Origin of the sequence: Halohasta litchfieldiae (assembly GCF_002788215.1) — an archaeon.
GTDB lineage: Archaea > Halobacteriota > Halobacteria > Halobacteriales > Haloferacaceae > Halohasta > Halohasta litchfieldiae.
Genome location: NZ_CP024845.1, coordinates 857,356 through 879,431, shown reverse-complemented (window position 1 = coordinate 879,431; position 22,076 = coordinate 857,356). Strand labels below are relative to the sequence as shown.

General features: G+C 61.2%; 25 protein-coding genes and 2 tRNA genes. 10 read left to right on the top strand and 17 right to left on the bottom strand.

Annotated features, from left to right (window positions below; translation table 11 throughout):
* Positions 1 to 71 precede the first annotated feature (71 nt).
* Positions 72 to 142 (top strand) — tRNA-Pro (locus HALTADL_RS04460).
* A gap of 74 nt (positions 143 to 216) precedes the next feature.
* Here HALTADL_RS04460 and gvpM read toward each other — a convergent pair.
* From gvpM to HALTADL_RS04420, 8 genes are read right to left on the bottom strand one after another with little or no spacing between them, the layout of a single operon-like run.
* Positions 217 to 660, bottom strand: a complete 444-nt coding sequence (gene gvpM / locus HALTADL_RS18000) for a gas vesicle protein GvpM (protein WP_089671666.1) — start codon at positions 658 to 660, stop codon at positions 217 to 219.
* Positions 644 to 1,474: a gas vesicle protein GvpL gene (gene gvpL, locus HALTADL_RS04450; RefSeq protein WP_089671667.1), complete on the bottom strand. Its 831-nt coding sequence runs from the start codon at positions 1,472 to 1,474 to the stop codon at positions 644 to 646. Before gvpL ends, gvpM begins: the two co-directional genes overlap by 17 nt.
* The gene (locus HALTADL_RS04445; RefSeq protein WP_089671668.1) at positions 1,471 to 1,857 is read right to left on the bottom strand and encodes a gas vesicle protein K; all 387 of its coding nucleotides are present in this window, start codon (positions 1,855 to 1,857) and stop codon (positions 1,471 to 1,473) included. Before HALTADL_RS04445 ends, gvpL begins: the two co-directional genes overlap by 4 nt.
* Positions 1,844 to 2,320, bottom strand: a complete 477-nt coding sequence (gene gvpJ / locus HALTADL_RS17995) for a gas vesicle protein GvpJ (RefSeq protein ID WP_089671669.1) — start codon at positions 2,318 to 2,320, stop codon at positions 1,844 to 1,846. Before gvpJ ends, HALTADL_RS04445 begins: the two co-directional genes overlap by 14 nt.
* Entirely contained in the window at positions 2,317 to 3,321 is a 1,005-nt protein-coding gene (locus HALTADL_RS04435) for a hypothetical protein (RefSeq protein ID WP_089671670.1), read from the bottom strand. Before HALTADL_RS04435 ends, gvpJ begins: the two co-directional genes overlap by 4 nt.
* Entirely contained in the window at positions 3,314 to 3,841 is a 528-nt protein-coding gene (locus HALTADL_RS04430; protein WP_089671671.1) for an Hsp20/alpha crystallin family protein, read from the bottom strand. The genes HALTADL_RS04435 and HALTADL_RS04430 overlap by 8 nt, the downstream gene beginning before the upstream one ends.
* Positions 3,838 to 4,089, bottom strand: coding sequence for a gas vesicle protein GvpG (gene gvpG / locus HALTADL_RS04425; protein ID WP_089671672.1), 252 nt, complete (start codon positions 4,087 to 4,089; stop codon positions 3,838 to 3,840). Before gvpG ends, HALTADL_RS04430 begins: the two co-directional genes overlap by 4 nt.
* Complete coding sequence (locus HALTADL_RS04420) at positions 4,089 to 4,721, bottom strand: GvpL/GvpF family gas vesicle protein (protein ID WP_089671673.1); 633 nt, start codon at positions 4,719 to 4,721, stop codon at positions 4,089 to 4,091. The genes gvpG and HALTADL_RS04420 overlap by 1 nt, the downstream gene beginning before the upstream one ends.
* Before the next feature lie 261 nt (positions 4,722 to 4,982).
* On the opposite strand from HALTADL_RS04420, the gene gvpA reads away from it, so the two are divergent.
* A complete protein-coding gene (gene gvpA / locus HALTADL_RS04415) occupies positions 4,983 to 5,267 on the top strand; it encodes a gas vesicle protein GvpA (protein WP_089671674.1) in 285 nt (94 codons plus the stop codon).
* Between the two features lie 73 nt (positions 5,268 to 5,340).
* The gene (gene gvpO, locus HALTADL_RS04410) at positions 5,341 to 6,003 is read left to right on the top strand and encodes a gas vesicle protein GvpO (RefSeq protein WP_089671675.1); all 663 of its coding nucleotides are present in this window, start codon (positions 5,341 to 5,343) and stop codon (positions 6,001 to 6,003) included.
* Positions 6,004 to 6,012: 9 nt separating this feature from the next.
* On the opposite strand, the gene HALTADL_RS04405 is transcribed toward gvpO, so the two are convergent.
* From HALTADL_RS04405 to HALTADL_RS04390, 4 genes are read right to left on the bottom strand one after another with little or no spacing between them, the layout of a single operon-like run.
* The gene (locus HALTADL_RS04405) at positions 6,013 to 6,774 is read right to left on the bottom strand and encodes a hypothetical protein (RefSeq protein WP_089671676.1); all 762 of its coding nucleotides are present in this window, start codon (positions 6,772 to 6,774) and stop codon (positions 6,013 to 6,015) included.
* A 2-nt stretch (positions 6,775 to 6,776) separates the two neighbouring features.
* Positions 6,777 to 7,421 (bottom strand): hypothetical protein, encoded by a 645-nt coding sequence (locus HALTADL_RS04400; protein WP_089671677.1) that lies wholly within the window; start codon positions 7,419 to 7,421, stop codon positions 6,777 to 6,779.
* 34 nt (positions 7,422 to 7,455) lie between these two features.
* A complete protein-coding gene (locus tag HALTADL_RS04395) occupies positions 7,456 to 7,800 on the bottom strand; it encodes a hypothetical protein (RefSeq protein ID WP_089671678.1) in 345 nt (114 codons plus the stop codon).
* On the bottom strand, positions 7,797 to 8,816 hold the full coding sequence (locus tag HALTADL_RS04390) for a hypothetical protein (protein ID WP_089671679.1): 1,020 nt from the start codon (positions 8,814 to 8,816) through the stop codon (positions 7,797 to 7,799). The genes HALTADL_RS04395 and HALTADL_RS04390 overlap by 4 nt, the downstream gene beginning before the upstream one ends.
* 259 nt (positions 8,817 to 9,075) lie before the next feature.
* On the opposite strand from HALTADL_RS04390, the gene tmcA reads away from it, so the two are divergent.
* Entirely contained in the window at positions 9,076 to 11,352 is a 2,277-nt protein-coding gene (gene tmcA / locus HALTADL_RS04385; RefSeq protein WP_089671680.1) for a tRNA(Met) cytidine acetyltransferase TmcA, read from the top strand.
* 80 nt (positions 11,353 to 11,432) lie between these two features.
* Here the strand turns inward: tmcA and HALTADL_RS04380 are convergent, their stop codons facing one another.
* The gene (locus HALTADL_RS04380; RefSeq protein ID WP_089671681.1) at positions 11,433 to 12,506 is read right to left on the bottom strand and encodes a glycosyltransferase; all 1,074 of its coding nucleotides are present in this window, start codon (positions 12,504 to 12,506) and stop codon (positions 11,433 to 11,435) included.
* An 82-nt stretch (positions 12,507 to 12,588) separates the two neighbouring features.
* Between HALTADL_RS04380 and HALTADL_RS04375 the strand changes: the two genes are divergently transcribed.
* Positions 12,589 to 14,415, top strand: coding sequence for a S9 family peptidase (locus tag HALTADL_RS04375; RefSeq protein WP_089671682.1), 1,827 nt, complete (start codon positions 12,589 to 12,591; stop codon positions 14,413 to 14,415).
* Positions 14,416 to 14,444: 29 nt separating this feature from the next.
* On the opposite strand, the gene HALTADL_RS04370 is transcribed toward HALTADL_RS04375, so the two are convergent.
* Positions 14,445 to 14,837, bottom strand: coding sequence for a hypothetical protein (locus HALTADL_RS04370; RefSeq protein ID WP_245708396.1), 393 nt, complete (start codon positions 14,835 to 14,837; stop codon positions 14,445 to 14,447).
* 1 nt (position 14,838) lies between these two features.
* The gene (locus HALTADL_RS04365) at positions 14,839 to 15,105 is read right to left on the bottom strand and encodes an amphi-Trp domain-containing protein (RefSeq protein ID WP_162551665.1); all 267 of its coding nucleotides are present in this window, start codon (positions 15,103 to 15,105) and stop codon (positions 14,839 to 14,841) included.
* Positions 15,106 to 15,260: 155 nt separating this feature from the next.
* Between HALTADL_RS04365 and HALTADL_RS04360 the strand changes: the two genes are divergently transcribed.
* Entirely contained in the window at positions 15,261 to 16,772 is a 1,512-nt protein-coding gene (locus HALTADL_RS04360) for a DUF7289 family protein (RefSeq protein ID WP_143054126.1), read from the top strand.
* A 720-nt stretch (positions 16,773 to 17,492) separates the two neighbouring features.
* On the opposite strand, the gene HALTADL_RS04355 is transcribed toward HALTADL_RS04360, so the two are convergent.
* Positions 17,493 to 17,567, bottom strand: a tRNA-Val gene (locus HALTADL_RS04355).
* 251 nt (positions 17,568 to 17,818) lie between these two features.
* Here HALTADL_RS04355 and trpD point away from each other — a divergent pair.
* Genes trpD through trpG form a run of 4 tightly spaced genes read left to right on the top strand, consistent with a single transcriptional unit; the run spans position 17,819 to position 21,745 of the window.
* Positions 17,819 to 18,844: an anthranilate phosphoribosyltransferase gene (gene trpD / locus HALTADL_RS04350; RefSeq protein ID WP_089671685.1), complete on the top strand. Its 1,026-nt coding sequence runs from the start codon at positions 17,819 to 17,821 to the stop codon at positions 18,842 to 18,844.
* Entirely contained in the window at positions 18,844 to 19,491 is a 648-nt protein-coding gene (locus HALTADL_RS04345) for a phosphoribosylanthranilate isomerase (RefSeq protein WP_089671686.1), read from the top strand. The genes trpD and HALTADL_RS04345 overlap by 1 nt, the downstream gene beginning before the upstream one ends.
* Entirely contained in the window at positions 19,488 to 21,095 is a 1,608-nt protein-coding gene (trpE, locus tag HALTADL_RS04340) for an anthranilate synthase component I (protein WP_089671687.1), read from the top strand. Before HALTADL_RS04345 ends, trpE begins: the two co-directional genes overlap by 4 nt.
* Complete coding sequence (trpG, locus tag HALTADL_RS04335) at positions 21,092 to 21,745, top strand: anthranilate synthase component II (protein ID WP_089671688.1); 654 nt, start codon at positions 21,092 to 21,094, stop codon at positions 21,743 to 21,745. The genes trpE and trpG overlap by 4 nt, the downstream gene beginning before the upstream one ends.
* Here the strand turns inward: trpG and HALTADL_RS04330 are convergent.
* A complete protein-coding gene (locus tag HALTADL_RS04330; protein WP_089671689.1) occupies positions 21,738 to 21,941 on the bottom strand; it encodes a hypothetical protein in 204 nt (67 codons plus the stop codon). The genes trpG and HALTADL_RS04330 overlap by 8 nt on opposite strands.
* Positions 21,942 to 22,076 lie beyond the last annotated feature (135 nt).

Below are 22,076 nucleotides of genomic sequence, written 5' to 3'. Positions count from 1 at the left end.
CAAACCGCACGACAGGGGCGTCCTCAGCGAAGCGAAGGGCTTAAACAACTCACTCGCGTTTCGATGCATGCGGGACTGTGGGGTAGTGGTATCCTCTGCGGATGGGGTCCGTAGGACCTGAGTTCGACTCTCGGCAGTCCCATTCCATTTTTATATTGGTTAGCTTCAGCGTCGACTTCTCTTGATGACCAACGAGTGCCATCACTCTCAATCGAACTACTTCTCTCGGTCTGTGTCACCGCTCCTGTCGAGAACTCCCTTATCCTCACCAGTGACTGACTCTTCCTCAGCCGGACTACCAGCCGGTCGACGACTCCCTGCTGATCGATCTCCGTGACGTGGTCGACTGCTTCCCTCAGGCCGTCCACCGCGCGTCTGCGCCTCCTCCCGCGGCCGCTGTGGATTCGGTCGACCAGTCAGCGACCCACCGGGCTGCAACGCATGCGAACGCCGCTGTCGACGCTGTTGGAGATCCCACTCCTCGAACATGCCGTACTCCCGCATCGTCGTCAGCCCGGCAATCGCCGCCCGGAGTTTGATCCCCACTAGCGGAATGTCGGCAATCCCGATGACGACATCGGCCTCAAGCACGACGCCCTTCTGCAGCAACACATCCAGCAGGTCGACGATCACGTCTTCGGACTCAGCTGTTGGCTCCATGTCCACCTCCGCTGTCGATCTCCGGGGCGAACGTGTAGGGTGGCCACGGCCCGGTGAACCGGACCTCGACACCCGGCTCGGCGGCGATCTCGTCGAGTTCCTCGCCGAGCGCCTCGGCTCCCTCGTCGGTCGCCAGCACCGCAAACCGGGCAATCGGCTCGGTTTCGTCATCCTGCCCGGTTTCGATTCCGACTCCCGTCGACCGTCGTTTGCCAAGCGATTCGAGGGCCGAAACGTGGGGGGCGATCCGGTCGGCGACCGACTGGGCCTGCTGGTGGCGGTGCTGGCGGAGTTGCTTTTGAAGCTCCTTTTCGTACTGCTGTTCGAGCAGGTAGGCGGTCCCCGACTCGGCGTCGTCGATCTTCGTCTGGAGCGTCGACAACTCCTCGTCGGCCTCGCTGAGTGCCGCACGGGCGTCTTCGTGATGGGTGATCTCGACGCGGTACTCCCAGTGGCCCGACAGCGCCGACAGTTCGGGTTCGAGTCGCTCGGATTCGGACTGTAGCCACTCGCGGACCGACTCGTCACCACCGGTCAGGATCGTGTCGAACTGGAACGGGATCGGCGTCCCGAAGACCTCGCCTGCCTCGTCGACGACCCCCTGATGACTCAATAGCCACCCCTGAATCGTCTGGGGGTCGTCAGTGTCGTACAGTGAGTCACAGGGATGAACGACTGCGCCAACGTCTCCGGCAGTGATGACCGACACCGGCTCGTCCTCGATTCCCTCGGTCGACCACTCGGGGTTGGCTGGGTCGACACCGGGCGTATACACCAGACAGTACAGATACCGCCCCTGCTCGATGTCGGTCATTCCGGCTCCTCCGGCTGGTCGGTCGACCCAGCGGCTGGCTGCTCCGGCGACGGCGCGCTCACATCGTCGAGAAACGCGAATCCGGGGTGTGGCTCGTCTTCGTCGACGCGTTCGAGAGCGTCCTCGACGAGATCCGAGAGGCTGGTCCGAAGCTGTGAGACGTCGTCTTCGATACCACTGTCGGCTTTGAGTTGGTCGATTTCCTCGTGCAGCGCGGCCAACTGCGTCCCGAGGCGCTCGATCTCCTCGTCAGTCAGTGAGCCGGACTCCATCCGGCGGATGGCCTCCTGTTCGAGCGCTTCGATCAGGAGTTCGACAATCGCGATCACCAACGACAGCAGCCCGTCGCTGGCCTCGTTGCCGTCGAGATTAATCGCCTCCATCAGCCTCCTCCGTCGACGCTGTCTCCGTCTCGGATTTCGACCCCGACTCACCCGCGTCAGTAGCTTCGGATGCCGCCTCGTCCGATTCGTCGTCCGGAGTGAGTGATGATTTGCCGTCGTCGTCTTCGCGGACGACCACCGGCGGCCGGACGGTCCACGTTGCGGTCTCGTCGTTCTCGTCGACGATATCCGGCTCACCACCGGTCGCCTGAATCGTTTCGAGATGGTTCCGTCGACCCGTGACCTCCTCGATTCGCTCAGTGTCAGTACCGTCAGGGAACTCCAGGCCGTACTCGGCGGCCGTCTCGAAGGAGGCGATTGCGGCCCGGAGATGGATGCCGAGGAGTTCGGTTTCGCCGATGGTGACGATGATATCGGCGTTGACGACGATCCCCTTGTCCAGCAGCATCTCGACGACATCCGCAAGGCTGTCTTTCTGTCGCATTGGGCCACCACTACTCATCGGTCCTCACCTCCCTTTTCGGCCGCTTCTTCGTCGACTGGGTCGCCAGTCGTCTGCTCCTCACGAGCGGTCTCTTCGTTGACCGGTTCCTCGTCAGTCTCGGCGTCGTCGACTGTTCTTTGTTCAACCATGCGTGTAAACCGTCGACCGTAGATCCGGCGTCGACTCGGCCCTGTTGAGTGCCGAACGTTTCGTGGCACTGTCGAGGTCCGGGAGGCGTCTTTCGGCGGGCCACGGTGTGTCGTGATTGTCGAGACAGCCGTGGGGTTCCGCGAACTGGGCTGGTCGACGCCGTCGAACCGGGCCTGATTGGCTTCCCGAAGTTCGTCAAGTCGGGCGTGCGTTTCGATCAGTAGATCCCGAAAGCCATCGATTGCACTGTCGAGTTGGGCCTGTGTCGCCGCCTGGATCATCTCTGGGTCCGTGAGAGCACCCAGTTCGCCGTCTTCATCGCCGCCAGTGATATCTCCCAGCTCCAGATTACTGAACAGACCGCCCTCGCCCTCCTCGTCGTCGCCAGTCAGTACGCCAACTGTGTCGGTGATTTCGTCTTTCGACCCCATGAGTTCGGTGAGGTCGACCGCATCCCACAGCTGGCCAAACTCGATGAGTTTACGCAGATTTTTGAGTTCGATTGCATCGCCAACATTCCCGGATTCGAGCGCCTCCGGCAGCGAGTCGAGGTCGACAACCGAATCGAGTTCATCGAGGTCGACGGTATCGAGCAGTTCGTCGGTATCGGTCGTCGTGAGAACGCCTTGGATGAGATTCACTAGGTGAAGGAGAGCCTGTAGTTTCCCTGCTGATGGATCATCCTCGCCTTCTGTCATCGATTCAAGGAGCGATTGTGCCCCCTCGACAAGCGGACCAAGCTGCGTGAGATCGAGCTCACTGGCGTCCGGCAGCTCCTCAGTATCGAGTTCGTCGACGCTGTCGAGGTCGTCGAGGTCAAGATCGTCGACCGCTTCCACATCGAGCAGGTCGTCGTCCGACTCAGTCATCGACGATCACCTCCGAGTCGCTGTCTGCCAGCAGGATCTCCAAGACGCCGTTGTTGTAGGTGGCAGACCGGACCGTGTAGTGATCCTCGGGAAGCGTGACACGCGCCAGTCGCTCGTCGTCGGCCGCTACCACGAGCCGTCGACCAGTCACTCCTGCACGGAGCGTCTCGGGGTCGACCGCCGGAAGGTCGACTGTCACACTCGCTCCATCGAGCGTTTGTTGGACACTGACGGGGTGGTCCGGCTCAGTGGCTGGGGCCGTGTTGTCGGCTGTCTCAGCCTCTCCGAGACCCATATTGACACTGTACTCATACTCAAACGCGGTGCTACCGGAGCGTCGACGGCCCTGACCTTGCTCGACTGAGCGTCCGCCCTCGTCGAGTCGTTGGATCGTTTCGAGGAGCTGTCTGAGCAGTCCCGAGACGCCGCCTCGTCTGGAGTCTGGGTCTCCTGATCGGGGCTGGTCTGGCTGATCGGACTGGTCGGTATCTCGGTCGCCGGGTGGTGGGGTGTCTGTCATCTCATGACCTCGACTTTGCCGCGTGTCTGTTCGTGTGCCTCGCGCGCGATTTCGAGCTGTGCTTCGAGGTCGTCGTTCAGCCGTTCGTACTCGGCTTCCGACCGCTCGCCGAGTTCGTACAGCAGTCTGTTTTCCTTGATTTCGTTTTTGATCTCGGTGGTGTCGTACAGCTCGCTGATCGCCATCGAATGAACTGCCTCCATAATCGAGACAAAGGGGTTGATAAGTAGGTCGTCTATAACGAACATCAGCGACCCTCCGTGCCGATCTCGATGTCGACGAAGTTGTAGGGGGCCCACGGCCCGTTGTACTGGACGTGGAGATCGTCGCCGTACTCAGTCTCGATCTCGCTTACGATATCATCGAACGCGGTCTGGTCGTCCCGTTCGACAAGATACGAACGGTTGAACACCAACCGGTCGCTGTACAGATCGTTACCCGCTTCGGTATCTGCGGCCGCGCGGAGTCGCGTGGCGACATCCTCGACGACTGCCGGTCGGTCGACGGTCGACCCCTCTTTTGTGACGAGTTTCACGCCGAGTTCAACCATCCCGTCGAGATCATTGAGCGAGCGTCGGAACGCCACCCGCCCGTTTCTGAGGATGTTTTTGAGCGCGTTCTCAGTTTTAAATACCATGCCGAACCGCATGGGGACGACTGTGCGGCCACCATCCGACTTGAGGACCGCCCGCAGCACCTCATCGTGGGCGGTGGCGTTCTCGTCGGTTCGTTCGGGGTCCATCTCCTCGATATCGCTGACAACCGCCGACAGCGAGCGGTAGTCGACGGTTCGGATCGGCTCGGAGCCGTTGACTCCTGTGACGTCGACATCGAGTGATCCCTGCTCGATGACGCCGTAGGTGTAGCGGTTCGAACTCATGGTCAGTCCCGCCGAGCAACCCGAGCGATCAGTCGACAGTACAGGGCGTTTTCTGGGGGGAACCATTCGTGTCTCATCGGTTTCTCGTAAACTGTAGAACCCCGACGTGCTAAATAGTGACGGGGAACTGGTATGAAGTGGTGAATAAAGCCTTTTCTGAACAGTCTAAAAATGTGTTTTTCCGGTAGTATAGGTGATTGAAACGGATATTCGACTTCTGTGGCCACGATACCTAAATACCTGACAGGTGTTCCTTGTAGTATGGCATCAGACCGACCCGGAGCAGACAGTTTGGCGGACGTACTTGACCGCATCCTCGACAAAGGTGTTGTCATCGATATCTGGGCACGGATTTCAGTTGTGGGGATCGAAATTCTCACGGTCGAAGCCCGAGTTGTGGTGGCCTCGGTCGACACGTTCCTCCACTACGCCGCCGAGATATCGAAACTCGAAGAGGTGACCGAGGAGGGAACACTGGAGGACCTCCAGGACCTCGAAATCCGGCGAACGCCAGCCACCCAGGCACAGTACCCCGAAGCAACGTAGACCACCGGAGCGACGCCTTACGCAAGCGGTCCCCGTCACCAGCACATCGGTTTTGATATTACATACACGAACCATGGTACACGATTTCACGGACGATAGGGACGAATCCAACACGCACAGAACCAAAGTACTACTCACAGATGGCGGGGCCGAGCAGGAAGCCTCCGACGAGAGCGACAAAAGCGAAGAAGCGAGCGAGGCCGATTCTGATTCCAATCCCGATTCTGCTTCGGACTCCGGGTCGACGTCGACTGATAAAAGCGAGGCGGCTGCTGAAAACGACGGCGACGAGCAGGAAGCCGCCGACGAAAGCCAAGCACAAGACGCAGACGAGAGCCAAGAGCACGAAGAGACGCCTGAAGAGCCTGCCACAATCGAAGCCGACGACGAGGCCGTCGCCGAACAGACGGGCGATATCGGGGTCGACCCCCAAGCAGACGAGTCGACGCCCTCACTTGACGGTGAGGGTGACACGGCGAGCATTATCGAGGTTCGGAATCAAGTCATCGAGCTGTCGACTGACGTGATCGGCCGCGGGCTGGACGGCATTATCGAGGTCTCACGGAACGACGACAACTGGCGCGCGGTGGTCGAGATCATCGAACGCCGGTCGGTTCCCGACACCCAAGACATCCTCGGCCAGTACGAGATCGAACTCGACGAGTCCGGTGAGGTCATCGGCTACCGTCGACTCGAAAAATACCGACGCAGCGACACCGGCCCCAGCCAGCACTGATTCTGTCGCTTACCGTTTCGAGACTGTCGACCCACGCACCGAGGAAAACCGCCCCGGTCGTCGACCGATGTCTCGTCGACGGGAACTGGGAACTGTCGAATGGGTCGTTCGCTGTTTGCCGCCGCCGGGCCGCCAGCGTGTGCCATCGCTGTTTCTGGTCGACTGCTCGTCATCTCGTCTCTCGTCCTCATCGGCAGTCTCCGTGTTCTCGTCGTCCTCGTCGAAACCGCCAGTGAGCGCCTCTAGGTCCGGAATCTGATCAAATATACTGTTGGTCTCTTCGAGTTGAGACTGGAGGAGCTCTCGGATCGGAGACGACTCTTTGTCACTCTCAGCTTCTGTCTCGGTCGCCGCTGTCTCCTCGTTGGTAGCAGTAGTCGTCTCAGCTACGTCTCCAGTGTCGTTGGTCGTTTCAGCCGCAGCCGGTGGCTCACTCTGTGTCGTCTCCACGAGCGACTGCAGCTCGTCGACGAGTTCCTCGCGGTCCTCGTCGGCAGTCGACAGCTTCGAGGCCGTCAGGAGCGACCGGAGCGCGGCGACGTTTTCCGGCTCTCCGTCGGCGACCGCCGCTGGCAACGACTCGGGACGCGCATCCTCGTTGCCGATACCGGCTGCGGCAAGGAGCGTTGTGAGATCGGTTGTCGACACGATCTCGTCGGCTCGGTCGACAAGCTCGTTGACCGTCTCCGGGTCGGGCTGGCTGTCCTCGACGAACGCCGCTGCGAGATCAGCGAGCAGGCCGTCGACCTGCTGTTGGGTGTCGTCGGCCATCGTTAGGACTCGGATTCTGTTTCGGTGGATTCGGTCCCCTCGTCGCCCTCCTTCCGCTCGGCGAAGTGGTCGACGATGTCGTCGACGATCTCCTCGTGGCTCTGGTTGGCTTTCACGCCGACTTGCTTGGCCGTCGATTGGAGCTCACGGTAGGACATCACGTCCAGCAGATCTCGGATCGTCTCCTGCCGAAGTTGGTCGGCGCTGGCGGGGAGTCCCGGAACCGACTCTGCACCCTCCGAGACCGTGTCGCCAGCAGTCTCTCCGGCTTTTTGTGCCCCCTCAGCGGCCGTTTCGCTCCCCTCGTCTTTCGTCTCCGTAACCATCGATCTGAGCTCCGTTTTGAGCTCCGTTTTGAGATCGGAGACGACACCACCCGGTGAGGTTCCGCCTCGCAGCGCGTGGAGTATCGCTGCCGGGAGGAATGTGAGTGCGTCTTTCAGTGCACGACCGACAGTTGTACCGGCGTTGAGCCGCTCCCGAAACCGTTCTTCGACCTCCGCACCGACCTGTTGGCCGACCCGTCGACCGGCCTGCTCGCCGTAGCTGCCGCCGACCTGCGTGGCCAACTCGCTTTCTTTCAGTTCGTCACGAAGACTGTCCGGAAGGTTCTCTTGGATCAGATCGAGTGTCTTGCTGCCACTCATGGTGTGTCACTCCTGACTGTGGATTCGAGGGCGCTCATTCGGTCTCAGCCTCCGCAGTCTCTTCGTCCGAACTCGCTTCGTCCGTGGTCTCCTCGCTGTTGGTTGATTCCGTTGATTTGTCGCCACCATCGCTCTGGCCGCTCGCTTGGTCGTCCTCCGGCCCCCCGAATAGCTCGTCGACGAGCAGTTCTTGGGCGACTTCTCCGAGTGCCATGCCGACAAACCGACCGAGGATCGCCCCGAGCCAGCCGCCGAGGATACTGCCGAGTCCGTTTTCGGTGTCGGTGTACTGTTCGAATCGCGTCCCCTCGAAGGCAGTCCCGAAATCGATATCGCCGACCAGTCGACTGTAGTCGATCCGCCCGTTCGTGTCGCTCATGACCCCTCACCGGAGGCTTCCTCGCCGGATTCCTTTTCGGGGGATTCGAGCAGCTGTTTGATCACCCCGGCGATGACCTCGATCAGGAGCTGTTTGACCGGCAGGCTGGGAACCGACTCCCGAATGCTACTGGCTGTCGACGAGAGGAACCCACCGGACTCCTCGCCTTCTTGGCCTTCTTTTCCGTCTTGCCCTTCTCCTTCTTCGCTCTCGCCGCCCCCACCGAGGCCGAGCGTGTTTTTAATTTTGTCTCCACCGGGGAGCATCCCTGAAAGGCCGTCTTCCGGCATCATATCCGACAATCCACTGGGAAGCAGATCTCCGTCACCGAGGCCAGCAACTCCCGATAGGAGATTCCCCAGCAGGTTTCCGTCGCCTTCGGTCGCAAACACATCCAACACGAGTTGATGAAGCTGGATTTCGAGGCCAAGCAGGTCGAGATCCAGCCCATAGAGGTCGAGGAACAGCACCGTCGTGCTCTCGTCTTCTTCAGCACCTACGCTTTCGACATCGCTCTGGGGGACGTCGACGGTTTCTTCTACCTCACTTTCGGCTTCCTCACCTTCTGTTTCGACTTCCGGTTGCTCTTGTTCCGTTGCCTCCTCGCCTTCTGCTTCGGGTTCTTCACCTGCTTCACCCTCACGTTCGGGCGGGGCCATCTCCTCGTCACCTTCTTCAGTCTCTTCTGCTTCTTCAGCCTCTTGTCCTTCTTGTTCCCCTTCCTCGGCCTCTTGTCTTTCTTCGTCCTCGGGTTCTTCACCTGCTTCACCTTCCTGTTCGGGCGGGGCCATCTCCTCGTCGGCTCCGTCGCTCTCGCTGTCCTCGTCGTCGGACTCCGACTCGCCACCATCCGTGAGCAGTCGACCCGAACCCGTTGGGGAACCGCGCGACCCGTCGCCCGCAGTCGGCTGGTCAGTTGGACCGTTCTGCTGTGAATCAGCGACAATTGCCTTGGGAGCGGTTGCCCACTGTGTCGGTACTGCCCGCCGCAGTTTTTCTGAGAAGTTGTAACACATGTGTCAGTCAAATAACGTTGCCCACGCCCAGCCGAAAAGGCGTTTGGGCCACTCGTAAGCCACTAATAACTAGCTTTCTGCGATGTCGACTGCTCCACATAACTATTTTCACCACTTTACGTACATATGTTTCCATATGGCTGAAACTACGTACGACAGTTCGGCTCTCAGTGGTTGATCGGCCTGATCCACCTGTCGAGCGATGGCCGTGGGCCGTCGACAGGGAAAGAGCCTTGTTTCGGCTATCAAAACCCCTCGTATGACACTCGCCGCGCTCGTCGGCGACCTGCACGCGGAAGCCCGCCGGACCAACGAGCGTCGACTGCTGGTGTTGGCCGGGAACCGCGAGGCGGGGATCGATGCCGCCTACTCCACAATCGAGTCGACCGATATCGACTCCGAAGAAGTCAGTCTCGTCACTACCCGCGAGGGGTTCCGCTACCCTCGCCTGCCGCCCTCGAAAGCCGACGAACTGCTCGGCACCACCCGAGAAATCGTTGTTCTGGATTGCCACGAGGACTTTTCGGCCAACACGCTCGGTCAGGTCACGGGCGCGGTCGACGGCGGCGGCCTCCTCGTTGTCCTCACCCCGCCGCTCGATGAGATCCCCGACCAACTCGATGCGCTCGTCGACCAAGTTGCGGTCCCACCGTTCGACCGCAGTGCAGTTGGCAACCGGTTTCGCCAGCGGTTGGTCGAGACACTCACGACGCATCCGGGTATCGCCATCGCCACCGTCGAGACCGACGGTACTCCCGAGGCGTCGCTATCGGTCACCGTCGAGCGTGATGGGCTCAGCCACCCGGCCATCGAGCAGTCACGGTCGGCACCCAACCCATCCACCAGGACTGACACCCCGTTCCCGACTGTCGCCTTCGAGGCCTGTCTGACCGCCGATCAGGCCCGTGCGGTCGCCCACCTTGCGGCGCTCTCGGAGCCGGGCCACGCGGTCGTCCTCGAAGCCGACCGGGGACGCGGAAAATCGAGCGCGGCCGGACTGGCCGCTGGCTCGCTGGCGGCGGCTGGCCGGGATGTGCTAGTCACGGCTCCCGCCTTCGACAACACTGCCGCGCTGTTCACGCGTGCCGAGCGACTCCTCGACCAACTCGGCGTGCTGTCGACCGCCGCAAACACGGCCCAACCGCGACTTTCGACTACCACTGACGGTCGCATCCGATTCCGGACGCCACCGGAAGCAACAGCACTCGCCAGCGAGGTCGACATAGTCATCGCAGACGAGGCCGCCGCGATTCCGGTCGACCTGCTTGAAGACCTACTGGCGGCCCCATCGGTGGCGTTCTGTACCACTGTCCACGGCTACGAGGGAACCGGCCGTGGTTTCGACGTTCGGTTCCGCGACCGGCTGGCCGAGAGCGAGCACACTGTCGACGCCATCGAACTCCACGAACCGATCCGCTATGCTCGCGGTGATCCCGTTGAATCGTGGCTGTTTCGGACACTCCTGCTCGACGCCCAACCGCCGGTCGACCAGCTTGCCGCCGGGGCGACCCCTGAAAGCGTCAGCTACCGACAGCTGACTGCCGACGAGTTAGCCGACGACGAACAGCTCCTGCGGTCAGTGTTCGGCTTATTAGTAGTCGCCCACTACCGAACGGAGCCGACCGATCTGGTTCGACTGCTCGATGCGCCCAACCTCCAGATTCGCGCACTCGAACACGACGGCCACGTCGTCTCGGTTGCTGTGCTGGCCCGCGAGGGCGGGCTCGATGCCGACCTGCGTGCTGCAATGTACGAGGGCCAACGCGTCCGTGGCAATATGCTGCCGGACGTGCTGACGAGCCAACTCAGAGACGAGGCTGCCGCCGAGCCGGTGGGCTACCGTGTGATGCGGATTGCCACCCACCACGCGGTCCGCTCTGGAGGGTTGGGCTCGCAGCTTCTGGACCGTTGTTACGAGGAGTTCGGCGAGACGGTCGACTGGCTCGGCGTCGGCTACGGGGCGACGCCGCAACTGCTGGATTTCTGGCGATCCAACGGCTATCGGACGGTCCATCTCTCGATCACGGCCAACGACCGGAGCGGTGAACACTCCGCGCTCATGTTGCGGCCCTGTTCGGCGGCGGGACAGGCACTCACGGATCGTCACGTCGACTGGTTCCGTGACCGGATCGGGACCATGCTGAGCGACATGCTGTCGGACCTCGATGCGGCTGTCGTTCGGGAGGCGCTGGCGGCAACCGGTTCGTCTGGGGGCGACATCGCCGAGACGTTCGACGACAGGGAGTGGCAACTCATTGCGGGTGTCGGCTACGGGCCGGGCACCTACGAGGCTGCCCCGCACCTGTTCCACAGACTGGCGATGGCCCAGCTGTTCGAGTCGGCGGCTGATCTCTCGGATCGTCAAGAACGACTGCTCGTTCGGAAAGTGGTGCAAGGTGAGCCGTGGGAGTCAGTGGCGTCAGATCTCGATTTTGCCTCGACGAGCCAGTGTATGCGGGAGATGGGGGCGATTGCCCGAGCGTTCAGTGAGTTGGGTGGCGATGTGGTCGACGCCGAGCGCAAGCGATACGAGTGAGGTTCGGCTGAATACGCTTCGAGAGAAGCGCGTAGCCATCGACTACCAGATCGAGTCACCCGGTAAAGACCGATTACCCGTTAAAAGAACCCGTAGTCTTCTATCGCGGCCTCGTAACACTCGAGATACTGGTCGATGATCGGGTCGTGGTCGTACTGCTCGTAGTTGGGATTGACCGTCTCGTGGTCCATCATTTCGGCGGCGATGATTTCGTCGGCCAGTTCTTGGGGCGTCGACACCAGACTGCCGCGGGTTCCGGGGAGTCGGGATTTGTGTTCGATTAGTTCGTGGGCCGCCGAGTCGACCTGATACTCGGAGATGCCGACACAGCCACAGGCCAGCCCCCAGAGCAGTTCAGCCGCAAACGGCTCGTGAGTGGCCGTCTGTGCGAACACCTGCGCGCCTTTAAAAATCGGGACGCGTTCTGCCTCGGGGAGTTCGCCGAGGAAGGCAATTCGGTCTCCGATTCGGAGGTCTTTGGCGGTGCGTTTAGCCCCTTCCAATGCTGGGCCGGAGCCGATGACGGCGGCGCGCCACTCGCGGGTGCGGAGTTCGGCCAGCGCGAGCAGAAAGGTCTCAACGTTGGCATCGGCGTCGAGTCGACGGCTGTAGACGTAGTCGAACCGGTTGTCGACGTCGCTTGACTCAACCAGGTCGAAATCGATACTCGGTGGGATCACCGAGATGGCGTCCTCCGGTCCACCGTGTTCGCGGACGATTGTTTTGACGGTCTCGGAGGGGGCGACGATCACGTCCGCGCTGCGGGCGAGTTTTCGGTAGTCGCCGTCGGATTCGTCGATTTGGTCGGCCCACCAGTCGACGACCAGCGGGACGCGGAGCAGCCGGCAGGCGGCCTTCGCCGCCCGCCCGTGGCCGACCGGGCTGTTCGGAACGTGGACGATATCCGGCTTGGTTCTGCGGAGTGCAAACGGGAGTTTGGAGACGAACAGGCGCGAGGAGAAATCCCCGTCGACCGCTCGATAGGTGATGTCGTCCTGTTCGAACGTCGGATGTGAGCCGTCCCACCACCGGCCACAGAGCACGTGGACGTCGTGGCCCCGGTCGGCCAGCAGGCCCGACAGTCGTGCCAGTCGGCGGGTCACAGAGGTGTCACGCGTGTGAAGCGTATACATCGAGACAAACGCGACACGCATTGTCCTGCCCGAGGGATGCGGGCAGTAAAAACCCCCCCGATACGACCCGAAACGGTTTGTCGACAGCCCCCAACAAACGCCTGTGTACGACATCGAACGCTATCTCAACGTCCGCAGCGCCTTCGGGGCGAGCTTCGGCCCGGAGGGCGACCGGCTCTGCTTCCGGCTCAACACGACCGGCACCCCACAGCTCTGGAGCCTTACCTCGCCTCGTGGCTGGCCCGACCAACACACGTTCTTCGAGGAACGGGTCACCTTCGGCTCCTACTCGCCCGAACGACAGGAGATCATATTCGGCAAAGACGTCGGCGGCAACGAACGCACCCAGTTCCACCGGCTCGATCTCACCGACGGCCAGATCGTCGACCTAACCCAGCATCCCGACGCCAAACACCGATGGGGCGGCTGGAGTCACGACGGCGAGCAGTTCGCCTTCACGTCGAACCGCCGCGAGGAGTCGGTGTTCGACGTGTATATACAGGACCGTGACGCGGTCGGCGACGAGGCCGAGTTGATCTTCGAGGGCGACGGCTGGCTCAGCCTCGCCGGCTGGAGTCCCGACGACAGTCGACTCATCGTCCAACAAGCCTACTCCGGCTACGATCAGGACCTGTACGTCTTGGATATCGACTCGGGAGAGATTGATCACCTGGCGCCCCACGAGGGGTCGGTTCGCTACAGCAGTCCCAGTTGGGGACCGGATGGCGAGAACATCTACTTGGTCACCGACCGAAACACCGACACGCTTCGACTCGAACGCCTCGCCGTCGACTCCGGGGAGTTCTCCGTCGTCGAGACCGAACGCCGAGAGCATCACACCGGCGACGAGTGGAACGTCGGCGGACTGGCGGTCGACGAGGACAGCCGTCGAATCGTCTACGGTCGCAACGTCGAGGGCTACACCGAGTGGACCACCGGCGAGATCGTTGCTCCCGATCGGATCGATCCGTTTCCCGATCCGGACCTGCCGGAGGCTGTCTCCGGCGGCGTCAGTTTTGGCCCGGAGGGCGACCAGTTTGCGGTCACCGTCACGGGCGACACGGAGAACGCGAACTTTCACGTCGTCGACATCAAGTCCGGCGAGACCGAACGCTGGACCGATGCGCCGACCGCGGGGATACCCAGAGACACCTTTGTCGAATCTGAGTTAGTCCACTATCCGACGTTCGACGGACGAGATATTCCGGCGTTCTTCTCGCTGCCCAATACGGACACCGGCTCGGGCGAGACACCAGTCATCGTCGACATCCACGGCGGTCCAGAATCCCAGCGTCGACCCTCGTTCAACAGCGTTAAACAGTACCTACTGGCCCACGGCTACGCGGTGTTCGAACCCAACGTTCGGGGGTCATCGGGCTACGGCAAATCGTATGCGTCGCTCGACGACGTCGAAAACCGGATGGATTCGGTGGCTGACATCAAAGCTGCCGTCGAGTGGCTTCACGATCATCCCGCGGTCGACCCCGACCGGATCGTCGCAATGGGTGGCTCATACGGCGGCTTCATGGTACTGGCGGCGATGACCGAGTATCCCGAGCTGTGGGCCGCCGGTGTCGACATCGTCGGCATCGCCAACTTCGTGACGTTCCTCGAAAACACGGGCGACTGGCGGCGCGAGCTCCGGGAGGCCGAGTACGGTTCGCTTGCGGCGGATCGGGAGTTCCTCGAATCTATTTCGCCGATCAACAGGGTCGAAGCAATCGACGCGCCGCTGTTCGTCCTACATGGGGCGAACGATCCACGGGTTCCGGTCGACGAGGCCGAACAGATCGTCGAGAAGGCCCGCAAGCAGGGTGTTCCGGTCGACAAACTCGTCTTCGAGGACGAGGGCCACGGCATTACCAAACTCGAAAACCGGATTGAGGCCTACCGCGCGGTCGTCGACTTTCTCGAAACCCACGTTGAGTGAGACCGTCGGGCGAAGCCGGTTGCGGCTTTCTACGTCGGCACGCCGAGTGCCTCGAAGCCGACGACCCCGAGGCTCCCGAGGACGACCAGTGTGGCCACGGCCACCAACCACGCGATCAGGCCGATTCCAGCGGCGGTGCCCCAGCCGCCGGGGTACTGCCAGTTGATGATGCCGATCCACGCCACGAGCGTGAGCAACGGTCCCAAGATCGGAATGAACCCGAAAAAGAAGCTCACGAGAGCCCACGCAAGCGCCCCGAGAAGGGCGGTTACGGCCGCCCGACCGATTGCGGTATCGGCGTCAATGATGAGCCGGGCACCGGCGTAGATCGCAATCGTCCCGATGACCAGATTGACGAGCAGGACGATCAGCGAGCCAGTGAGCTCTGCTTGGAGCACCATCGCTTCTGCTTGGAGTACCATCTCAGTCACCCCCTTCGGCCGACTCGCCGCTTTCTTTCCATCTCAACTCGACGGTTGTCGACGTGATATCGTCGCCGAGCATCCGCGAGCGCTCGTCGACGGTTGTCTCCACGGTGATCTCGTCATCGGGCTGGATCTCGACACGTTTGTTCCCGACCGGCACGGTCCAGGACCCCGACTCGCCGGCGAGCGTCGCTCCCAGCGACCGAAGATACTCCGCGGCATCTGCCCGCGACAGTGTGGTCTCATTGTGCGTTTTGTCGGCCATATCCAGTTGCAATACCACAGCCAAACTAATCAACATATTGGCAATTTCTGTGTCTGTCTTTGATTTCGATATACCGCCCCCGGCTCCCACCGTCCATTCTCAGTATCGATAGGTTCGTGAGAGTGTTTATCAGGATCGAGACTGTATCGGTCGTTATGATATCCCGTCGACTCGCCAGTTGCCTCGCGGCGATGGCCAGCGATGGGTCGACGGAGCGGGATTTTCCACGTGGTCGAGGGCGCTCCCGGCGGTCGGATCGTGGCCAGTCCGAACTGGTGGGAACCGTGTTGATTCTCGGCCTCTCGATGGCGGTGATCGGGACGTCGGTCGCGCTGGGCGGGGTCGCACTCGGGGACCTCGTCTCGACGGCCGAAGCCAACAACGTCGAAAACGGGATGTCGCATCTGAGTTCGAAACTCAGCCTTGTTGCGCTCGGTGATGCGGACTCCCAGCGGTTCAGCCTCGGACTGATGCAGGAGGGGTCTGTGTCAGTGCAGCCGGATGCGGGGCGTATCACGATTTCCAACGTGACAAACGACTCTCGGACGGAGCTGTTCGACTCCGATTTGGGTGCGATTGTCTACAGCGGCGAGAGCCGTGCGGTCGCCTATCAGGGCGGTGGGATCTGGTCGAAACAGGACGGCACTAGCCGTCTTGCCTCGCCACCGGAGTACTACTACCGCGGGACGACGCTCACGTTCCCGATCATTCAAGTCACCGGTGAGGGTACGGTTGGCGGCCAGCCTACCGGTCGAATCACTCCCGTTGGTGTAGCCACTGACGCGGTCCCGAACGTGTCGACGCCGCTAGATAACGGCACTATCGAAGTGAAGATTCGGAGTGCGTATTACGAAGGCTGGTACGAGTATTTCAACCAGCGGACTGACGGCGAGACACTGATCTACCACGCAAACGAGACTGTGGTGTCGCGGCTCACTGTCCCCGACGAGATACAGCTCGATACTGCCGTCTCGACACAGTCTGAGTACAATCCGGGGAATGGAAACGGAAACGGGAACGGAAACAGTGCGGATATCGATGGCTCCGTCGAGGATAACGTCGCCCATCGCTCAGCCAAGCCCCTCATCGAACAGCAAGTTAGCGACGCACGCGGTTCTGGGAGTGGTTGTCTCAACGATGATGGGTGTACACTCACCAATGGGACCTATTTTTACGATGGTGATCTCACGCTGACTAACGATACCAAAATCGATACCAGCGGCGGTGATGTCACAATCGTCGTCGACGGAACGGTCGACCTCCAAAACCACGATATCCGCGTCACTGATACAACCGACAACGGCGTGAGCTACTACATCAACGGCTCGTTGCGCGCGACAGGCAACGCCGAGGTTGGGACTACGAGTTCGGAACCTGAAGCCGAGCGAAACGTGTTTTACGTCGCCGATGGATTCCTCGATAGTAGCTCTGGGACCGGTACCATCAATTTCGATGCGGTCATCTACGCTCCTGATGCTGCTGTCGAAGCGACGGGGAACGGCCAGATCAATGGGGCGCTCGTCGCCAACAGTCTTGACGGCGGCGGGAGTTTCGGTATCGACTACGACGAGGATCTCGCAGGCACCACCATCGAACTCACTGGAGCAGCCGACCTGCTTACCTACCTCCACGTCAGTCACAACACCGTTCGGGTCGACCTCAACTGACTGGCGTCGGGCTGCTCGCTCCGGCCGAGACGCTTTGTCCATGGTGCTTTGCTGTCGACTGTTCAGTTTTGGAGCTGACCGCCTACAGTAGTGGTGAAACACACGGTCTGATTTATTGATAATTTGTGTGAATATGAGTTCCTTTCTGGTTGTACTCTAGACACTGATCTGCAGAGACAAAGGGGAGCGATCCAAAGCGGAGGTCTCTGCAAAAGCTGGTCACTGTGGGGGCCGTGACCAGTGTTTCGAGGGGTACTGGTGGAGTTCCTTTCTCTTCGCATTCCGGGGAGAAAGCCTCGTCAGTAGGGAAAACGACGGTAACACACCGTGTGTGGGAACTAACTTCGTGAACTGGATCGGGGGCTTCCAGTTCAGATACCACATCAATGGGGGAAACTGGTGTGGCAGGGGGAGGGTAAGAACATCAACGGTGGGGGCCGCACCCGCTGATGATCTTGTAGTAGTAGGTAGTTGCTTGCCGGTAATGAGTTGTGGCCCTCACAGATTTGGGTATCAGTTACCTCTTATTTTTGCTGATGAGAACCCGGCTCAGCAGGACTGTCCTCGAAGCAGTCGACTTCACTCTCGGACTGGTTGAACAACACCAACGCCAATAGCTGCCTCACTCTGCTCACTACGCTCGCATAGCTCACGGCTTCGCCGTTCGCTTCGAGATCGCAAGCGATCTCGCGTCGCTCGTCGTTGCGAGAAAGTAGAGAATGGGTTTGGGCAGATTTGAACTGCCGGCCTCCTCCATGTCAAGGAGGTGTCATAACCAGACTAGACCACAAACCCGATCTGGTGTCGCTGTCTGACGCAACTTATCGTATCCGGGGGAGATAATTGAAGGTTTCGAATCTCCGCTTCGGCTGGTGGTTTCTGCCATGGTGCCACACCACGTCGACAAACCTACCTCCACACCCGACTCACAGCCCTCTAAGTCATGTCGACTGCCACCGTTTCACAAACACTCACAACGCCGACAACGTTTTACCAATGTACAGAGTTGTACATCACAAGACGAACTCATACACTGGTGACTAACAATGCAGGATTACATACAGCGAGTGACCGACGGCGAGGACTTGACACTGGACGAGGCCCGCGATGCGGCGCGGCTCGTCTTCGAGAACGCCACCGAGGCCCAGATCGGCGCGCTGCTGACCGCCCTCAGAGCAAAAGGCGAAACTGAAACTGAGATCGCCGGCTTCGCACAGGGGATGCGCGATGCCGCCCGGACCATCGAGCCCGACCGCACGCCGCTGGTCGACACCTGCGGCACCGGTGGCGACGACTACGACACGATCAACGTCTCGACAACCAGCGCCATCGTCGCCGCGGGCGCGGGCGTTCCAATCGCCAAACACGGCAACTACTCCGTCTCCTCGTCATCGGGCAGCGCTGACGTCCTCGAAGTCGCCGGGGTTACGGTCGACGCCGAACCACCCGCCGTGCAGGACGCCATCGAGGCCGACGGTATCGGGTTCATGCTCGCGCCCGTTTTCCACCCCGCGATGAAAGCCGTCATCGGCCCGCGCAAGGAACTCGAAATGCGGACCATCTTCAACGTGCTCGGCCCACTCACCAACCCCGCGGGAGCCGACGCCCAAATTCTCGGTGTCTATAGCCCCGAACTCGTCCCCATCATCGCTCGCGCACTCACCAAGATGCCAGTCGACCGCGCACTCGTCGTCCACGGATCCGGGATGGACGAGATCGGTATCCATGACGAGACTACGGTGGCTGAAGTCGACGGCGAGGAGATCACCGAGTACACGCTCACGGCCGACGATCTGGGCCTCGATTCGGCCCCAATCGAAGACGTCGCTGGCGGCACTCCCGAAGCAAACGCTGCCGATCTCGAAGCCATCCTCATCGGTGAGGAACAGGGCCCCAAACGCGATCTCATTCTCGCCAACGCTGGCGCAGCCATCTACATTGCAGGCGAAGCCGAGTCGCTGACTGAGGGTGTCAAAGCCGCCGCCGAGGCAATCGACAACGGCGGTGCAGCAGCCAAACTGGCCGCCCTCCGCGGCGAACCCGCCGAGACCGAGACGGACGTGGAGGCCTAATGGCCCGCGTCAAGATCTGTGGACTCACCGATCCCGCCGACCTCAGAGCGGCAATCGAAGCCGGTGCTGATGCCGTGGGGATTATCTCCTCGGTCTCGGTCGACACCCCACGGGAGGTCGACCGTGGCACGGCCGCCGAACTCGTCGCCGAGGTGCCACCATTCGTCACCGCAACCCTCGTGACGATGCCCGAAGACGCCGACCACGCGGTCGACCTGATCCGAGCGATCCGCCCCGACGCGATCCAACTCCACGGCGAGTTCGACAGCGACGATATCGGCTACATTCGGGCCGAGACCGGGATCAAGGTCATTCCAGCCATCGACTACACCGACACCGAACGTGCCCACGAACTCGACGCCGCGGCCGACGCGATTTTGGTCGACTCGACAACCGAGGATGGGGCTGGCGGAACGGGCGAAACCCACGACTGGGAGTCGACCGCCGACCTCGCCGAAACCCTCACCTCACCAGTCGTGCTGGCGGGTGGCCTGACCCCCGACAACGTCGCCGAGGCGGTGCGAGTCGCCGCACCGTTTGCGGTCGACGTCGCCTCCGGTGTCGAACGCGAACCGGGACAGAAAGACCACACCGCGCTGGCGACTTTTGTTCAGAACGCAGGCCGAGAGCTGGAGGTGCCGGTGTGAGTTCCGGTTCCGAACTACTGACCTTTGATCGAGACCGCGAGGCGTTCGTCGACCTGATCGGCAAACCGGATGCGCCGGTCGTCGCTCGCGTTGCAGTCACGCTTGACGTCGACACCTCGCCGCTGGCGACCTACGCCGCGCTGGCCGACCAGAGCCCGTACAACTTCTTGCTGGAAAGCGCCGAAAAGACCGCCTCATCGGACCCGGACGGCGCGTTCGCACCCGAGACGGATGCTGAACGCCACGCCCGCTACTCGTTTGTGGGCTACGACCCCGAAGCCATTGTCTCGGTCTACCCCGACCGCACCGAAGTCGACCGTCTTGGTCCGGCGGCCGATCTGCTGGTCGAGGCCTACAAAGGCGATGCCGCAACCGACGGCGACATACTGGACCGACTCCGGCGCGGTCTCCCCTCAATTGAACGGCTGGGATTCCCGGAGACGACCCGTCGACAACTTTCCGGCGGACTCGTCGGCTTTCTCGCTCATGAAACCGTCTACGACCTCGTCTTAGAGGACGTGGGACTGGACCGCCCCGACAGCGAACTCCCCGACGCGCAGTTTGCACTCACGACTCGAACGGTCGTCTTCGACGACGCCGAGGGAACCGTCAAGTTGGTGTTTACACCCGTGTTGGATGGGAGCGACGACCCCGGCCAGCGGTACGACGAGCTACGGAGCGAGGCCGTCGACATCGCCCAAACGCTCTCTGAAGCCAGCGAGCCCGAACCGGGTGGCTTCCACCGAACTGGCGAGACCGCAGGTCCGCAGGACGAGTACGAAGAGGCGGTCCGGACTGCCAAACAGCACGTCCTCGATGGTGATATTTATCAGGGCGTGATCTCTCGGAAGCGGGAACTAACGGGAGAGATTGACCCGATTGGCCTCTACGAGGCCCTTCGCGATGTCAACCCCTCGCCGTACATGTATCTCATGGCCCACGACGATCTCTCGATTGTGGGTGCGAGTCCCGAAACCCTAGTTTCAGTTCAGGATCGAGAGATCGTTTCGAACCCGATTGCGGGCACCTGCGCGCGCGGCACCAGCCCGGTCGAAGATCGCAGGCTGGCCGGTGAGATGTTGGCCGATGGCAAAGAGCGCGCCGAGCACACGATGTTAGTCGACCTCGCGCGCAACGACGTGCGCCGGGTTTCGGAATCCGGTTCTGTCTCCGTCGAGGAGTTCATGAGCGTCCTCAAATACAGCCACGTCCAGCACATCGAGTCGACCGTGACTGGCCGAATGGCCGATGAGTACGACGTCTTCGATGCGGCGCGCGTCACGTTTCCGGCGGGGACTCTCACCGGTGCGCCGAAGGTCAGAGCGATGGAGATCATCGACGACCTCGAACGCACGCCTAGAGGAGTGTATGGTGGCGGCGTCGGCTATTTCTCGTGGAGCGGCGACGCCGAGTTCGCTATCGTCATCCGAACCGCCACCATCGACCACAGCGGTGGGGAGGATCGAATCACGGTCCAAGCAGGAGCGGGGCTGGTTGCCGACAGTGATCCGACCGCCGAGTACGAGGAGACCGAACAGAAGATGGACGGCGTGTTGGCCGCCATCGAGCAGATCGAAACTGAGCCACAGGAGGCAGAGCAATGAAGGTGCTCGTGGTCGACAACTACGATTCGTTCACCTACAACCTCGTCGAGTACGTCTCCGAAACTCGCGTCCCGGATGGCGACGGTGGGTTCCAGCCGATTGATGTGACCGTCCTCAAGAACACGGCGACACTCGACGAGATCCGAGCGGTCGACCCTGATGCCATCTTGATCAGTCCCGGTCCGGGGCATCCGAAAAACGAGCGTGACGTGGGCGTGACGATGGCCGTGCTACGGGAGATCAGCACCGAGGTGCCGACCCTCGGGGTCTGTCTCGGTCTCGAAGCCGCGGTCTACGAGTACGGCGGCACGGTGGGCCATGCGCCCGAGCCAATTCACGGCAAGGCCTATCAGGTCGACCACGACGGACAGGGGGTCTACGCTGGCCTCGATCAAGGGTTTCAGGCCGGTCGCTACCACTCGCTGGTTGCGGAACTCTCGGAGATTCCCGATTGCTTCGAGATTACGGCAACGACCGACCACAAGGGCGAGGAGTTGGTGATGGGTGTTCGCCACCGCGAGTACCCCATCGAATGTGTCCAGTTCCATCCCGAAAGCGTGCTGACGGCTGTGGGGCACGATATCATTCACAACTTCCTGTCTGGGGCCGCGGCGGTCGCCGAGACGAACGAGGCCGCGCAGCCTAAATAAGTCCGAACTGCGTCAGTACCAGTGCTGCGCCGACGACAACCACGCCGATGGTCACGAGTCGCCACGCGATTTTCAAGAAGAGACGGCCAACGACGAGGACAACCAACATCCCAACGAGGACGATCAGTAGCTGTCCGAGTTCCGTCCCGAGGAGGCCTGCCTGTGCGAGGGTAGCCGGGAGTCCATCCAGTAGCATACTGGGTGCCAATCGGTGAGCGAAAATAAACGTATGGAATGGTGATGTATCAATAACACTACTTTCACCACCGGAGAGCTCCGTCTATCTCCAGTCGACACCGACCTGTGGCCATCTGGAGCAGGTTCAGTGAGA

Coding starts and splice junctions, on each gene's coding strand:
- gvpM (WP_089671666.1), bottom strand. CDS start 660: ATGGAGCCAACAGCTGAGTCCGAAGACGTGATCGTCGACCTGCTGGAT.
- gvpL (WP_089671667.1), bottom strand. CDS start 1,474: ATGACCGACATCGAGCAGGGGCGGTATCTGTACTGTCTGGTGTATACG.
- HALTADL_RS04445 (WP_089671668.1), bottom strand. CDS start 1,857: ATGGAGGCGATTAATCTCGACGGCAACGAGGCCAGCGACGGGCTGCTG.
- gvpJ (WP_089671669.1), bottom strand. CDS start 2,320: ATGAGTAGTGGTGGCCCAATGCGACAGAAAGACAGCCTTGCGGATGTC.
- HALTADL_RS04435 (WP_089671670.1), bottom strand. CDS start 3,321: ATGACTGAGTCGGACGACGACCTGCTCGATGTGGAAGCGGTCGACGAT.
- HALTADL_RS04430 (WP_089671671.1), bottom strand. CDS start 3,841: ATGACAGACACCCCACCACCCGGCGACCGAGATACCGACCAGTCCGAT.
- gvpG (WP_089671672.1), bottom strand. CDS start 4,089: ATGTTCGTTATAGACGACCTACTTATCAACCCCTTTGTCTCGATTATG.
- HALTADL_RS04420 (WP_089671673.1), bottom strand. CDS start 4,721: ATGAGTTCGAACCGCTACACCTACGGCGTCATCGAGCAGGGATCACTC.
- gvpA (WP_089671674.1), top strand. CDS start 4,983: ATGGCATCAGACCGACCCGGAGCAGACAGTTTGGCGGACGTACTTGAC.
- gvpO (WP_089671675.1), top strand. CDS start 5,341: ATGGTACACGATTTCACGGACGATAGGGACGAATCCAACACGCACAGA.
- HALTADL_RS04405 (WP_089671676.1), bottom strand. CDS start 6,774: ATGGCCGACGACACCCAACAGCAGGTCGACGGCCTGCTCGCTGATCTC.
- HALTADL_RS04400 (WP_089671677.1), bottom strand. CDS start 7,421: ATGAGTGGCAGCAAGACACTCGATCTGATCCAAGAGAACCTTCCGGAC.
- HALTADL_RS04395 (WP_089671678.1), bottom strand. CDS start 7,800: ATGAGCGACACGAACGGGCGGATCGACTACAGTCGACTGGTCGGCGAT.
- HALTADL_RS04390 (WP_089671679.1), bottom strand. CDS start 8,816: ATGTGTTACAACTTCTCAGAAAAACTGCGGCGGGCAGTACCGACACAG.
- tmcA (WP_089671680.1), top strand. CDS start 9,076: ATGACACTCGCCGCGCTCGTCGGCGACCTGCACGCGGAAGCCCGCCGG.
- HALTADL_RS04380 (WP_089671681.1), bottom strand. CDS start 12,506: ATGCGTGTCGCGTTTGTCTCGATGTATACGCTTCACACGCGTGACACC.
- HALTADL_RS04370 (WP_245708396.1), bottom strand. CDS start 14,837: ATGGTACTCCAAGCAGAAGCGATGGTGCTCCAAGCAGAGCTCACTGGC.
- HALTADL_RS04365 (WP_162551665.1), bottom strand. CDS start 15,105: ATGGCCGACAAAACGCACAATGAGACCACACTGTCGCGGGCAGATGCC.
- HALTADL_RS04360 (WP_143054126.1), top strand. CDS start 15,261: ATGATATCCCGTCGACTCGCCAGTTGCCTCGCGGCGATGGCCAGCGAT.
- trpD (WP_089671685.1), top strand. CDS start 17,819: ATGCAGGATTACATACAGCGAGTGACCGACGGCGAGGACTTGACACTG.
- HALTADL_RS04345 (WP_089671686.1), top strand. CDS start 18,844: ATGGCCCGCGTCAAGATCTGTGGACTCACCGATCCCGCCGACCTCAGA.
- trpG (WP_089671688.1), top strand. CDS start 21,092: ATGAAGGTGCTCGTGGTCGACAACTACGATTCGTTCACCTACAACCTC.
- HALTADL_RS04330 (WP_089671689.1), bottom strand. CDS start 21,941: ATGCTACTGGATGGACTCCCGGCTACCCTCGCACAGGCAGGCCTCCTC.